Origin of the sequence: Amycolatopsis orientalis DSM 43388 (genome assembly GCF_000411975.1) — a bacterium.
Lineage (GTDB): Bacteria > Actinomycetota > Actinomycetes > Mycobacteriales > Pseudonocardiaceae > Amycolatopsis > Amycolatopsis orientalis_D.
This window is the reverse complement of sequence record NZ_ASXG01000172.1, coordinates 134,428-146,549: the sequence shown is the minus strand read 5'-3', so window position 1 is coordinate 146,549 and position 12,122 is coordinate 134,428. Positions and strand designations below refer to the sequence as shown.

Here is a 12,122-nt window from a genome sequence, read left to right as displayed (position 1 = left end):
CCCATGGCGTTCGACGTCGCTCGTATCCGTGGGCTCTTCCCCGCGCTTGGCGACGGCTGGATTCACTTCGACGGCGCCGCCGGAATGCTCGTGCCCGAACAGGTCGCTTCGGCCGTTTCGACAGCTATGCGGGCGCCGGTGTCCGGGCCGGGCGGGGCGTTTCCGGCCTCCCAGCGGGCGGAAAGCATCGTCACCGCGGCCCGCCGGGCCGTGGCCGATCTGGTCGGGGCGGACCCGGCTGCCGTCGTGCTCGGCCCGAGCGCGCCGGTCCTGTTGCGCCGTCTCGTCGACGCGCTCGCCGAACGCTGGACGATCGGCGACGAGATCGTCGTCTCCCGGCTTGACGAAGAGGCCAACATCGCGCCCTGGCGGCGCGCCGCGAAACGCGTCGGCGCGGTCCTGCGGTGGAGCGAGATCGACATCGAGACGTGCGAGCTGCCCGCGTGGCAGTACGAGAACCTCGTGTCCGCGCGGACGAAAGCGGTGTCGGTGACGCTGGCGTCCGGGTCCGTCGGGACCCGCCCGGACGTGCCGACGGTGATCGAATTCGCCAAGCGCGTCGGCGCGCTCGTGGTGGTCGACGCGACCTACGCGGCCCCGTTCGTGCCGCTTGACCTGCAGGAACTCGGGGCCGACGTGATGGTCGTGTCCGCTCCCTCGTGGGGCGGCCCGTCGGTTGGCGCGCTCGTGTTCCGCGACGCGGAGCTGCTGGAGCGCATCTCGTCGGTGTCGCTCGACCCGGCCGCCACCGGTCCCGCGCGGCTCGAACTCGGCCCGCACGCGTACCCGCTGCTGGCCGGACTCGTCGCGTCCATCGACTACCTCGCCGGACTGGACGACGCCGCGACCGGCTCCCGCCGCGAACGCCTGGTGACGTCGCTCGGCTCGGCCAAGTCGTACCACGCCGGCCTGCTCGCGCAGCTGTCCACGGAACTGCGCTCGCTGCGGCACGTGATGGTGATCGGCGACGCGATGCGCCGGATCCCCGCGCTCGCGTTCGCCGTGGCCGGGACGAAGGCGGCCCAGGTCGCCGAGTACCTGGCGTCGCAAGGCCTCTGCGCGTTCGCCGACGACGGCACCAGCGGCGTGTTCGCGTCGCTGGGCGTCGGCGAGGTCGGCGGAGCGGTGCGGATCGGGCTCGCGCACTACTCCAACGTGTTCGAGATCAACCAGCTGGTGCGGGTGCTCGAAGAACTCCGCTGACCTCTCGTGCGTGTTTATGCCGGGTAGAACCGGCATAAACACGCACGAGGTCAGGACTTCGCGGCGAGCAGGACCTTCCCGAAGATGCTGCCCTCCTCGAGCATCCGGTGCGCGGCCGCGGCCTCGGCCATCGGCACCACGTCGCCGATGATCGGCTGCACCGAACCCTGTTCCACCAACGGCCACAACCGGTTCCGGACATCCGCGACGATCGCCGCTTTCTGGTCCAGCGGACGTCCCCGCAGCCCGGCCGCGAACACGCTCGCGCGTTTGCCCAGCAGCTTGCCGATGTTCAGCTCGCCCTTGACCCCGCCCTGCATGCCGATGATGACCAGCCGGCCGTCCGCGGCGAGCGCGTCGACGTTGCGGCCGAGGTACTTCGCGCCCATGTTGTCGAGGATGACGTCGGCGCCCTTCGTCTCGGCCCGCAGCACCTCGACGAAATCCTGCTCCTTGTAGTTGATCGTGAGGTCCGCGCCGAGCTGACGGCAGCGTTCGAGCCGCTCGGCCGAGCCCGCGGTGACCGCCACGGTCGCGCCGAGCGCCTTGCCGACCTGGATCGCGTGCGTGCCGATGCCGCCCGCGCCTCCGTGCACCAGCAGCACGTCGCCCTCGGACAGACCGGCGTGCATCACGACGTTCGCCCACACCGTGCAGGCCACCTCGGGCAGCCCGGCCGCGGCGACCGTCTCGATTTCGGCGGGCACCGGCAGCAGCTGCCCGGCCGGGACCGCGACGCGCTCGGCGTACCCGCCGCCGGCGAGCAGCGCGCACACCTCGTCGCCGACCTGCCAGCCCTCGACGCCCTCGCCGAGTTCGGCGATCGTGCCGGAGCATTCCAGGCCGAGGATGTCGCTCGCCCCGGGCGGCGGCGGATAGTTGCCCTGCCGCTGCAGCAGGTCGGCGCGGTTGACCGCGCTGGCCGTGACGTCCACCAGCACCTCGCCCGGACCGGGCTCCGGATCGGGGACCTCGGTCCATTCGAGCACGTCAGGGGCACCGGGTTCGCGGATCGTGATCGCGTGCATGCGCCCGACTGTATCCCGGGTCAGCCGAGGTCGTTGGTGCTGAAGGTGTTGCAGCTCGCGGGCTGCCCGGTGCGGTAGCCGGTGGTGAACCACTTCTCGCGCTGCGCCGAGGTGCCGTGCGAGAAGCTCGACTTGTCGACGTGGCCGCTGCCGAGGTTCTTCTGGATGTAGTCGTCGCCGATCCGCGACGCGGTGTCGAGCGCGCGCGAGATGTCGTCCTGCGTGACGTCCTGGACCAGCGGTTTCCCGGAGCTGGTCGGGGTCGTGCTGGCGTGGTTGGCCCAGACGCCGGCGTAGCAGTCGGCCTGCAGTTCGAGCCGGACCGAACCGGACGTCGGCCCGGTGCCGGTGCCGCGCTTGGACGTGCCGGTGAGGTTCTGCACGTGGTGGCCGTACTCGTGGGCCAGCACGTACGCCTCGGTGAACAGGCCGCCCTGCGCGCCGAAGCGGGTCTTCAGCTCGTTGAAGAACGACAGGTCGATGTAGACGTAGGAGTCGGCCGGGCAGTAGAACGGCCCGGTGTCCGAGGTCGCGCCGCCGCAGCCGGTGCGCACGCCGCCGGTGAAGAAGCGGGTCGTCGCCTTGCGGTAGGTCTGGCCGGAGCGGGAGAACTCCTGCGTCCAGTAGTCCTGGATGGAGTTGACGATCGCGACGATCGCGCAGTCGTGGTCGCGGTTCGCGTCGGCTCCGGTCTTGCACTTCTTCGCGAGCGTGCCGGAGTCCAGCTGCTGCCCGGCCTTGACGTCGCTGAGGCCGAGTCCGCCCGCCGCAGGCGAGGTCCCGGTGCTGTGGACGCCGCCGAACTGGGAGAACAGGAAGTAGATGACCAGGCCGACGAGGCCGAGCCCGCCGCCGCCGAGGGCCACGCGGCCGCCGACGCCGCCGCCTCCGCCACTGCCGCGCATGTCCTGGATTTCGGATGCGTCCAGATCCGCGTTGTCGTCGAATCGCACGCGGAAAGGGTAGCCGCACATCCCGGAACGAGGCTGGGTGCGGCCCCTGCGCTGGGGGCCGCACCCAGGTACTACCGAGGTTTCGTTTGACGGCGGTTGGCCACCGGCCGGGCTGGCGTCCGGCGCTGCCTTCGCGGTGCCGAGGCCGCGAAGAGAAGCAGCGGCATAACGACGCCGGGTGCGCGTGGGCAGATGCCGGAGCGCACGGGGTGCTCGTGCTGTTCGCAATCGCGACCGAACCGGAACGGGGCCGTGCCGGTCGCGGGGACACAGCGGGCGGTCAACCGCGGGAACTACCTGCCATGCCACCACCTGGCCTTTCCCGGGGGGGGAAACGCGGCCCGGCGTGCCCTTCGGCGCGCTCCGCGGATCCTCGTCGTCCCTCCGCTGCCTCCCGAGGATGCGCTTCTTCGCGCCGAGTCTCAACCTTTTCGTAACCCTCCATTGGGGGAAGTTCGGCCGAAAATTTCACGGCAGGCCGAAACGGAGGCGCGAATCCGGCCTTCTACGCTTCCGGGCATGAGCGATGACCAGGACGTGCGCTGGCTCGACCCGGCCGAACAGCGTGCCTGGCGGGCTTACATCGTCGCGTCGCTGCGCTTGCGGCAGCGGCTGCACCGCGAACTGGCCGAAAGCCACGGCGTCTCGCTCGCGGACTACGAGGTCCTGGTCTGTCTGAACATGGCCCCGGACCACTGCACCCGGATGACGGAGCTGGCGGCGCAGCTGGGCTCGACGAAGAGCAGGCTGTCGCACCAGATCGGCAAACTGGAGGTCGCCGGGCTGGTCACGCGCCGCCCGGACCCAGAGGACAAACGCGGCGTGCTGACCGAACTGACCGACGCCGGCCAGCGGGTACTGGACGAAGCGGCGCCAACGCACGTGCGCGGCGCCCGCGAGCACCTGATCGACCTGCTGACCCCGGACGAGCAGACCGCGGTGGCCACGGCCTTCACCCGGGTTCTCGAACACCTGGACGACGTCGAAGGACGGCGCGATACCCTGACCTAGAAGGAAGCGTGGCAGAGCGGCCGAATGCAGACGCCTTGAAAGCGTCCGTAGGGAAACCTACCGGGGGTTCAAATCCCTCCGCTTCCGCTTGACGCCTCGAGTGTCCGGCCCCGGATTCCGCGCCCGCCGCGGGAGGCCGGGGCCGTTTTCTCCGGCGACTTTCCGCGGCGCGCCGCGGTGGCGGATCAGCGCGGGTCGTCAGCCGGGTCTGGTCGGAGTGCCGTCGCCATTCTTCCCAGCCGTCGTAGTTCTTGTTGTCGGCGAGCATGGCGCAGGCACCGGACGGGGAGTTCGCGATGCGTCCGTCTTGCAGCTGCGTGGAGCCGTTCGGCAGAACAGTCGCTTGGTGGATCTTGTCTGCTCGCTTGCGATTCCTGACGAGCTGGTCGCCAGCGGCCAGCTTGCCGGTTTCCAGCAACGGCAGCAGGCGTCCGGTCTTCCCGCTGCCACTGGTTGCTCCATCCGAGGCACCGGCCGCGACGGCTGCTCGCCCGGCGGCCGCGCGGGTATCCTGAGCGTGCTGTGCGCCGGGTTCCCGTGGAGTCTTCCGTCATTCGCGACGTCGGCTACGACGTCGCGAAGTCGGTGCTGGAGATCGGGTTCCATGACGGCAGCGTTTACCGCTACCACCTCGTGCCCGCCCGGGTGCATCGCGAGCTGATGGCCGCCGACAGCCCGGGGCGCTACCTCAACCAGGAGATCAAGCCGCGGTTTCCCGGCCGAGAGGTGGAGTGAGGGCGGCGTCAGGCTTTCTTGGCCGCGCGCAGGGCGATCCGCGCCTGGACTTCCGGGCGGCGCAGCGGCGGCACGGTCGCCGGCGGCTGGCGGCGCTGCGGGAGTTCCTCCAGCAGCCGCGCGGTGATCTGGGCGATTTCGGCGACCGCCGCTTCGAACGGTTCGCGCGTCGCGTCCGAAAGGGACTGCACCCCGGTCACTTTGCGCACGTACTGGCGCGCCGCGGCTTCGATCTCTTCCGTGGTGGCGGCGGGCTGCAGGCCGCGCAGCGTGGTGATGTTTCGGCACATGCGGTTCAGGGTACGTCTCTGCGGCCGACCGCATCACACTCTAGGGCCAACCTCGTTGACGGGGTCCGAGATCGCCCGGCAACCTTGATGAAGTGCCCCTCAGACCACGTTCCCCCCGGCTCAGCCGCCCCGTTCCGGAAGTTCCCGCCGACACCCCGATTCCCGAGCAGGCCTGGCACCGCGTTCCCGTCGACGAACTGGTCACGCTCGTTTCCGTTGTCCTGATGGCACAAGGGTTTCCCGAAGACCGCGCGCGTCCGGCCGCGGAAGCGCTGTGCCACGGCGACCTCACCGGCGCGCCGGAAAGCGGCGTCGGGGAATTGGCCCGCGTGCATTTGCCCGCGATCGAAAGCGGATTGGTCAGTCCTGACGCGCAACCGTTGCTGATCGCGGACCGCGGGGCAGCCGCGCTCATCGATTACCGCAGAGCGTCCGGGCTGTGGGCGGTCGGCGACGCGATGGATCGCGCGGTGCAGCGGGCTGGGCGGTTCGGCGTCGGGCTGCTGTCGGTGCGCGGGGTCGGGCCGTTCGGACGGGTCGGGCATCACGCGGCGCGGGCCCTGCCGCACGGGATGATCGGCATGGTGATGGCCGCCGGGGGGTATGCGGACCAGCCCGTGCATCCGCTGGGGATGGCCGCTCCCGCCGGGGCCTATCCGGAGTTCGTGTTCGATGTCGATCTCGCGGACGCTGCTCGTAATCCGCAGTTCGCTGGATTCGCGTTGATGGTGGACGTGCTGGCCGGGGTGTTGTCCGGGGTCGCGGATCATGAGCACGACACTGGGTTGCTGGTGCTGGCGATCGCTCCTACCACGTTGCGTAGTGCGGATGGGTTTTACCGGGCGGCCAGTGCGGTGTTCGGGAGCATGCTCGGGTGGGAGAGCGGGGCACCGGTTCGGTATCCCGGGTGGCGGGAGGCTCAGTATTTGGAGCAGTGCCGGGCGTTGGGGGTGCCGTTGCCGGGGGCGGTGCGGAGGCAGTTGGATTCTTTGGCGTTGAAGGTGGGGTTGGCGCCGTTGACTACGGTGGGGTGACCGGGGCTGCTCGTCGCCTGGCGGCGACATTGCGCCATCCGGCGTGCGTGGGGCACCCCGAAGTTTGATTGTGCTGACGGGCGGTGGGTGCTTGTCAAGGCGGGAAAGCGTGCCTTGACAAGCACCCACCGCCCGCAGGGAGGCTTCGTATCGGGGTGCAGGCGGGGGCTGGGTGCCTCGATGGGTGGGTGCGTCGGCTGCGGTTTTTTGGTGGGCGAAATCAGAACTGGTGAAGGGTTCTGTGCTGTGGTCAGTGTTGTAGCGAGACGCGGGCTTCGTTGGTGCCGACTGCTACTACGTCGCCGTCGGCTAGTTGGCGGCCTCGGCGGGTTTCGATTTCGCCGTTGACCGTGACCTTTTCCGCGTCGATCAGGTCTTTCGCGTGCGAGCCGTTGTCCGCGAGGTCGGCCAGTTTCAGGAATTGGCCCAGCCGGATCGGTTCCCCGGTGATCGGGACGTCGCGCGTGCTCATGGGGCGCATCATGTCACGGCATCGTGGTCGCTCGGTTATACAGCTCGACGATCTGGTCGTCGAAATAGCTCGAGTACGAGATGTCGTCGGTGTAGCCGCCGCCCTCGTAGCCGCCGATCACGCCTACTACCGTGCCGGTTTTCGTGTCTGGCGACGGCTCCGCTACCAGCGGGCTGCCGCTCGTGCCGGTCGCGAAGCCGGGGCAGTCGACTCTGATCTGGTGTTCGTCTTGCTGCTGAGTGTGGGTTTCGCAGGTGGCGAGCTCGTCGACGCCGTCGGGGTAGCCGGCCACGGTCACCGGGCGCGTGAAGGGGCCGTTCGCGCCTAGCTGGTTGGCTCCGGTGACCGCTTCGAGGGGTTCGGGCGAACCGTCCTGGCGGGCGGTCGCGAAGCCGACATCGAGGTTCGGATCGGACGAATCGATCCAGCCTTGGGCGACCAGTTCGTTCCCGACCTGCCAGTATCCGTAGGGCGCGACGCCGTCGTGGAAACCCGGTGCGAACGTGACATTGGCCAGGTAGCCGCCGCCTTCGCCGTCGTGGAGGCAGTGTGCGGCGGTCAGCAACTCGTCCCCGCGCGGGCTGTGCACGACGCTCGCCGTGCAGTAATGCGAGCCGTCGACGAACAGTGCGCCGATGGACGCTTGGATCGGCTTCTCCGGCGTCGACGGCGCGACCGCCGGTTCCGCGGTGTGTTCAGCACAAGCCACGATGGTCCCGCTCGCACTCAATAGTGCGAACAGCCCGATCACCGTGCGCCGCATGCCACCTCCTGTACTGGTCCTCGTCACTAGTATCAGAGAACGCGGTGAGACCAGGGTGGGGAGACGATGAAGGACTTCTCGAACAAAGTCGCAGTGATCACCGGAGCGGGCTCGGGCATCGGGCGGGCGCTGGCGCTCGAACTCGCTCTGCACGGGGCGCTGCTCGAACTGTCCGATGTCGACGCGGAAGGTCTCGAGGGCACCGTGCGCGAAGCACGCGAACGCGGGGCCAAGGTGCGGGGCCATTCCCTCGACGTGGCCGACCGGGCCGCGGTCCTCGCCCACGCCGACGACGTCGTGCGGGAGCACGGCCGGGTCAACCTCGTCGTCAATAACGCCGGGGTGGCGCTCGGCGCGACCGTCGAGGACATGACGTTCGAGGATTTCGACTGGCTGCTCGGCATCAACCTCGGCGGCGTCGTGAACGGCACGAAGGCATTCCTGCCGCACCTCATCGACTCCGGCGACGGGTACATCGTCAATATCTCCAGCGTGTTCGGATTCGTCGGAGTGCCTACGCAGAGTGCGTACAACGCGGCGAAGTTCGCCGTTCGCGGATTCACCGAGTCACTGCGCGAAGAAATGCTCGCCGCCCGCCATCCGGTCGGCGTCAGCTGTGTGCATCCGGGCGGGATCAAGACCAACATCGCCCGCAACGCCCGCGGCGGAGCGGCCGGCGACCAAACCAAAGCGGCGGCCGGCTTCGAGAAAATCGCCCTTACCACACCAAAGAAAGCGGCGGAGACGATCTTGCGCGGCGTGCGCAGGCGGTCCGCGCGGATCCTCATCGGACCGGACGCGTACGTGATCGACGCGATCCCGCGCGTGCTCGGTTCGGCATACCAGCGTCCGCTCGCGGTTTTGGCCCGCCAAGGGCTCAAGCGCGTCCAGCGGAACGGATAACTCGTCGCGACTGTCCGCATTCTTGATCACCCGATGGAGTTGCATTTTCGCCGAACCCCTCGGGAATGTCGCAGAATGCTGCGAGCCCACCCGTGTGCCCGTACCCCGGAGGTAGCCCTCGATGCTGCGCCTTGCCGAGCGCCGTTTGGCCGCGCCCGCTGACCGCGCCTCCGGGGAACTGGTCGACCGCACCGGAATCATCGCCGCCAGCCTGCCGCGCGAACCGCGCCCGCAGGACGAGGCCGTTGCCGAGCCGAGCTGCGAATCGACCCAGCAGATCCCGGTGATCGCCGGGTGCGCGCCCGCCGAGGAACGCCCGCGCGCGGTGGCGTCGCGGCGGCGGGCCCGGGTGTGGGTCGGCTCCGGGCTGGCGGTGCTCCTGGTCGGACTCGGCTGGCTCGCCGGGGGTTACTTCACCGGAGCGTTCCCCGGCCAGCCCGCGGACGACGCTCTCGTGCAGGCCGAACAGCGCGTTCCGGTCGCGGAGCAGCAGGTCCCTGCCCCGTCGACGAGCACGCCGCCGGTCACGCAGACCGCCCCGCCGGTCACGGTGTACGTCCCGGTCCCTTCGCGGCAAGCTCCGGCGCGACGGCACAACCCGGTCCACTCGACCACGCCGCGCGCGGAGGCCCCGGAGCCTTCGGAACAGGCCGAGCCGCGCGCGGACCTCGAGACGCCCACTCCGAGCAAGACCCAGCCACGTGCGGGGATCAACCAGTTCCTCGACTGGAAGCCATGGCTGGACGCGGCGCAGCGGATGGCTGGCGGGCGTTGACAGAGCAGCTGAGAGCGCGCCGTCCCTGACTGGGGCCGCTCGTTCGCTGCGGGCTGGCGTGGCTCGGCGGGGTTGTTTCAACGGCGGGTGTTTGGCCGCGGGCGGTGAGGGAGTAGCTGAGGTTGCGCCGCTCCTGGCTGGGGTCGGGGCTGGTGCGCTGTTGGCTGGCGCTCGGCCGGGTTGCTTCGGCGGCGAGTGTTTGGCTGCAAGCGTTGAGAGAGCAGCGGAGGGCGCGCTGCTCCTGGCTGGGGTCGGGGCTGGTTCGCTGTTGGCTGGCGTGGCTCGGCGGGGTTGTTTCAGCGCTGGGTGTTTGGCCGCGGGCGCTGGTCCGCTGTTGGCTGTTGGGGTTGGCTGGCTTGTCTCGGCGGTGGGCGGGTATTGGCTGCAAGCGTTGAGAGAGCAGCTGAGGGCGCGCGCGAACTTTGCCTCGGCCCGGAGCTGGCTCGCTGCTGGTGGGCGTGGCTCGGCCGGGTTGCTTCAGCGGTGGCTGTGCGCACTGGGCCGCCGGTCCGCTGGCTGTTGGGGTTGGTTGGCTTGTTGCGGCGGTGTGCCGGGGCGTCCGGCGGCGAGCAGAAATTGGCTCGGGCGGCTGGTTCGGCTGCTCGCAGACAGCGGTCGCTCGATGCCACACCAGCAGCGAACCGAGCAAGCCGGTTCCGCTGACGCTCGGCGGGGTCAGCCGATCCAGTCGTATTCGTGTTCTGGGCGTCCGGTCGCGCCGTAGCGGAGTCGCATTTCCACTGCTCCCGATTCCGCCAGTGCGGTGAGGTAGCGCTGTGCGGTGGCGCGGGCCATGCCGAGTTCGCGGGCCACTTCGGCGGCCGAGAGCGGGGTCGGGGAACTGCGCAGGCGCTCCGACACCAGGCGGGCCGTCGCGCTGGACTGGCCCTTCGGCGTCGCCGCGCGGTCCTGGTCGTGCAGGGCGCGGAAAGCTCGGTCCACGTCGTCTTGGGAGAGCGGGCGTTCGGTGGTGACCAGGCCGCGGTAACGGGCGTACGAGGTGAGCCGTTCCGACAACTGGCGCGTCGTGAAGGGTTTGATCAGGTAGTTCAGCGCGCCCGCGCGGATCGCGGCGGAGATCGACCCGGCATCGGTGGCGGCGGACAGCACGATGGTGTCCGTCTTGAGGTCCGGCAGCACCGAAAGGCCCGGCTCGTCCGGCAGGTAGACGTCCAGCAGCACCAGATCCGGGGCCAGTTCACGCACGCGGGCGCGAGCTTCGGCGGCGGTGTGCGCGACCCCGGCGACGGTGAATCCCGGTACCTCCGACACGAATCCCGCGTGCACGCCGGCGACGCGGAAGTCGTCGTCCACGATCAGGGTGCGGATCATGTGTCGGTCTCCTCGAGTCGGTCCAGCAGGCCGGGAAGTTTGGCGACGAACAACGCGCCGGCCGTCGCGCCGCCGGGGTCGGCGAGCCATACGTCGCCGTCGCGGGCCCGGGCGGCTTGGCGGGCCAAGGCCAGTCCGAGGCCGTGGCCGGGAGTGAGCTTTGTGGACACTCCTTCGTCGAAAAGTTTGTCCTGTAAGGACTCATCGATTCCAGGTCCACTGTCTATAACGGACACATGCAAAGTGGAATCATCGGCGAGCAGCCCGACTTCGACCCACGCGGGCCGGCGCGGGCCCATGCGCGCGGCGTGCAGGGCGTTGTCGACCAGGTTGCCGATGACGGTGCCCGCGGCGATCGGATCGGTTACCGAGGCGGGGACCCAGGCGTCGTCGGCCAACCGGAGTTCCATGCCTTTTTCTTGCGCCTGCTCGGTTTTCGCGACCAGCAACGCTTGCAGGTACGGGTCGGTGATCCGGTCGTCGAGCGGTTCGGCTCGCGAGGCGGTGCTCTCGGTGAGGGTCTGCAGGTATTCCTCGGCTTCGGCGTGGTGGCCTAGCTGCAGCAGGCCGGACAGGGTGTGCAGGCGATTCGCGAACTCGTGCCGTTGCGCGCGCAGGCCGTCGGACAGCGAGCGGATGCCGTCGAGTTCTCGGGTGAGGGTGTCGAGGTCGGTGCGGTCGCGGAAGGTCAGCACGGTGCCCAGCGCGCGTTCCTCTCGGTGCACGGCACGGGAATTGATCACCAGGACCCGGTTTCCGGCGACCGCCAGGAGATTGTCCACCGGGCGTCCTTCGGTCACGGCTTTGTGCACGCGCGGCGACAGGTCCAGGGCCTCCAGCGGGGTGCCGACCGGGAGCGGGGTGTCGAGGAGGCGTTCGGCTTCGTCGTTGCGGACGGTCACCCGGTGCTCCGCGTCGACGGCCAGGACGCCCTCGCCGATCCCGTGCAGCACGGCTTCGTGTTCGTAGAGCAGCTCGGTCAGTTCGTGGGGTTCCAGGCCGTGGGTGACCCGGCGGAGACGGCGGTTGAGCAGGGCGGACGCGCCCGCGCCGATGAGGAGCGCACCGCTGCCGAAGATCATCGTCAGGATGAACAGGCGGTTGAAGTCGCCGGTCAGCTCGCCGATGCGGTACCCGACGCTGACCTCGCCGACGATCCGAGAGCCCTGCTTGATCGGGGTCTTGCTGCGCACGGACGGTCCCAGGGTGCCCGCGTTGAATTCGCTGACCACGTCGTTGCCCGCGATCACCTCCTCCCACGGCGTGCTCACCTGCTTGCCGACCTGCGACAGGTTGGGGTGGGCCAGCCGGATGCCGTGATCGTCCGTGATGACCACGAACAGCAGCGCGTCGTCGGTCTGCGTCACTGCTTCGACCCGCTGCTGGAGGTCCGGGCTCGGCTGCCGGGAAGCCGCACCGGCGATCACCACCGGCTCCGTGGCCACGGATTTCGCGATCGCCAAGGCGCGCTCGCCGTACTGTTCGGTCAGGGTCGTGCGCAGGAGCCAGCTGATCAAGGCGACGCCGAGGCCTACGACGAGGACCACCACGCCGATCTGCAACAGCAGCACCTGACGGGTGAACCGCATCCGCGGAAAGAGCGCCCACTTCGGCATGCCAGGG

General features: G+C 69.5%; 13 protein-coding genes, 1 tRNA gene and 1 pseudogene. 7 read left to right on the top strand and 8 right to left on the bottom strand.

Annotated features, from left to right (window positions below; translation table 11 throughout):
* Positions 1-3 precede the first annotated feature (3 nt).
* On the top strand, positions 4-1,203 hold the full coding sequence (locus L942_RS36595) for a cysteine desulfurase-like protein (RefSeq protein ID WP_037369032.1): 1,200 nt from the start codon (positions 4-6) through the stop codon (positions 1,201-1,203).
* A gap of 50 nt (positions 1,204-1,253) precedes the next feature.
* Here L942_RS36595 and L942_RS36590 read toward each other — a convergent pair whose 3' ends face one another.
* Together L942_RS36590 and ypfJ are read right to left on the bottom strand one after the other, a co-directional pair.
* The gene (locus L942_RS36590; protein WP_037369031.1) at positions 1,254-2,231 is read right to left on the bottom strand and encodes an NAD(P)H-quinone oxidoreductase; all 978 of its coding nucleotides are present in this window, start codon (positions 2,229-2,231) and stop codon (positions 1,254-1,256) included.
* A 20-nt stretch (positions 2,232-2,251) separates the two neighbouring features.
* Positions 2,252-3,184 carry a KPN_02809 family neutral zinc metallopeptidase gene (gene ypfJ, locus L942_RS36585; protein WP_037369030.1) on the bottom strand — a complete coding sequence of 311 codons (933 nt, stop codon included), beginning with the start codon at positions 3,182-3,184 and terminating at the stop codon, positions 2,252-2,254.
* Positions 3,185-3,703: 519 nt separating this feature from the next.
* Between ypfJ and L942_RS36580 the strand changes: the two genes are divergently transcribed.
* On the top strand, positions 3,704-4,195 hold the full coding sequence (locus tag L942_RS36580; protein ID WP_106965171.1) for a MarR family winged helix-turn-helix transcriptional regulator: 492 nt from the start codon (positions 3,704-3,706) through the stop codon (positions 4,193-4,195).
* Between the two features lie 2 nt (positions 4,196-4,197).
* Positions 4,198-4,282 (top strand) — tRNA-Ser (locus tag L942_RS36575).
* A gap of 121 nt (positions 4,283-4,403) precedes the next feature.
* On the opposite strand, the pseudogene L942_RS46235 reads toward L942_RS36575, so the two are convergent.
* Positions 4,404-4,652 (bottom strand): annotated as a pseudogene (locus tag L942_RS46235) (hypothetical protein); the annotation flags it as partial.
* Positions 4,653-4,732: 80 nt separating this feature from the next.
* On the opposite strand from L942_RS46235, the gene L942_RS36570 reads away from it, so the two are divergent.
* The gene (locus L942_RS36570) at positions 4,733-4,930 is read left to right on the top strand and encodes a KTSC domain-containing protein (RefSeq protein ID WP_200863038.1); all 198 of its coding nucleotides are present in this window, start codon (positions 4,733-4,735) and stop codon (positions 4,928-4,930) included.
* An 8-nt stretch (positions 4,931-4,938) separates the two neighbouring features.
* Here L942_RS36570 and L942_RS36565 read toward each other — a convergent pair whose 3' ends face one another.
* Positions 4,939-5,220, bottom strand: coding sequence for a DUF2277 domain-containing protein (locus L942_RS36565; protein WP_037369027.1), 282 nt, complete (start codon positions 5,218-5,220; stop codon positions 4,939-4,941).
* Positions 5,221-5,312: 92 nt separating this feature from the next.
* Here L942_RS36565 and L942_RS36560 point away from each other — a divergent pair, with 92 nt between their 5' ends.
* On the top strand, positions 5,313-6,254 hold the full coding sequence (locus L942_RS36560; RefSeq protein WP_037369025.1) for an Ldh family oxidoreductase: 942 nt from the start codon (positions 5,313-5,315) through the stop codon (positions 6,252-6,254).
* Between the two features lie 250 nt (positions 6,255-6,504).
* Here L942_RS36560 and L942_RS36555 read toward each other — a convergent pair whose 3' ends face one another.
* Together L942_RS36555 and L942_RS36550 are read right to left on the bottom strand one after the other, a co-directional pair.
* Positions 6,505-6,726 (bottom strand): RNA-binding S4 domain-containing protein, encoded by a 222-nt coding sequence (locus L942_RS36555; protein WP_037369110.1) that lies wholly within the window; start codon positions 6,724-6,726, stop codon positions 6,505-6,507.
* 13 nt (positions 6,727-6,739) lie between these two features.
* The gene (locus L942_RS36550) at positions 6,740-7,489 is read right to left on the bottom strand and encodes a trypsin-like serine peptidase (RefSeq protein ID WP_037369023.1); all 750 of its coding nucleotides are present in this window, start codon (positions 7,487-7,489) and stop codon (positions 6,740-6,742) included.
* Positions 7,490-7,555: 66 nt separating this feature from the next.
* Here L942_RS36550 and L942_RS36545 point away from each other — a divergent pair, with 66 nt between their 5' ends.
* A complete protein-coding gene (locus L942_RS36545) occupies positions 7,556-8,392 on the top strand; it encodes an SDR family NAD(P)-dependent oxidoreductase (RefSeq protein WP_037369022.1) in 837 nt (278 codons plus the stop codon).
* A 121-nt stretch (positions 8,393-8,513) separates the two neighbouring features.
* Positions 8,514-9,167, top strand: coding sequence for a hypothetical protein (locus tag L942_RS36540; protein WP_037369020.1), 654 nt, complete (start codon positions 8,514-8,516; stop codon positions 9,165-9,167).
* Positions 9,168-9,842: 675 nt separating this feature from the next.
* On the opposite strand, the gene L942_RS36535 is transcribed toward L942_RS36540, so the two are convergent.
* The gene (locus tag L942_RS36535; protein WP_037369019.1) at positions 9,843-10,499 is read right to left on the bottom strand and encodes a response regulator; all 657 of its coding nucleotides are present in this window, start codon (positions 10,497-10,499) and stop codon (positions 9,843-9,845) included.
* Positions 10,496-12,115 carry a sensor histidine kinase gene (locus L942_RS36530; protein ID WP_235079605.1) on the bottom strand — a complete coding sequence of 540 codons (1,620 nt, stop codon included), beginning with the start codon at positions 12,113-12,115 and terminating at the stop codon, positions 10,496-10,498. The genes L942_RS36535 and L942_RS36530 overlap by 4 nt, the downstream gene beginning before the upstream one ends.
* Between the last annotated feature and the right edge of the window lie 7 nt (positions 12,116-12,122).

What these genes read in the sequence shown, in the direction of transcription:
- L942_RS36530 (WP_235079605.1), bottom strand. Translation starts at nt 12,115, where the DNA reads ATGCCGAAGTGGGCGCTCTTTCCGCGGATGCGGTTCACCCGTCAGGTG.
- L942_RS36595 (WP_037369032.1), top strand. Translation starts at nt 4, where the DNA reads ATGGCGTTCGACGTCGCTCGTATCCGTGGGCTCTTCCCCGCGCTTGGC.
- L942_RS36565 (WP_037369027.1), bottom strand. Translation starts at nt 5,220, where the DNA reads ATGTGCCGAAACATCACCACGCTGCGCGGCCTGCAGCCCGCCGCCACC.
- L942_RS36540 (WP_037369020.1), top strand. Translation starts at nt 8,514, where the DNA reads ATGCTGCGCCTTGCCGAGCGCCGTTTGGCCGCGCCCGCTGACCGCGCC.
- L942_RS36590 (WP_037369031.1), bottom strand. Translation starts at nt 2,231, where the DNA reads ATGCACGCGATCACGATCCGCGAACCCGGTGCCCCTGACGTGCTCGAA.
- L942_RS36550 (WP_037369023.1), bottom strand. Translation starts at nt 7,489, where the DNA reads ATGCGGCGCACGGTGATCGGGCTGTTCGCACTATTGAGTGCGAGCGGG.
- L942_RS36545 (WP_037369022.1), top strand. Translation starts at nt 7,556, where the DNA reads ATGAAGGACTTCTCGAACAAAGTCGCAGTGATCACCGGAGCGGGCTCG.
- L942_RS36555 (WP_037369110.1), bottom strand. Translation starts at nt 6,726, where the DNA reads ATGAGCACGCGCGACGTCCCGATCACCGGGGAACCGATCCGGCTGGGC.
- L942_RS36580 (WP_106965171.1), top strand. Translation starts at nt 3,704, where the DNA reads ATGAGCGATGACCAGGACGTGCGCTGGCTCGACCCGGCCGAACAGCGT.
- L942_RS36535 (WP_037369019.1), bottom strand. Translation starts at nt 10,499, where the DNA reads ATGATCCGCACCCTGATCGTGGACGACGACTTCCGCGTCGCCGGCGTG.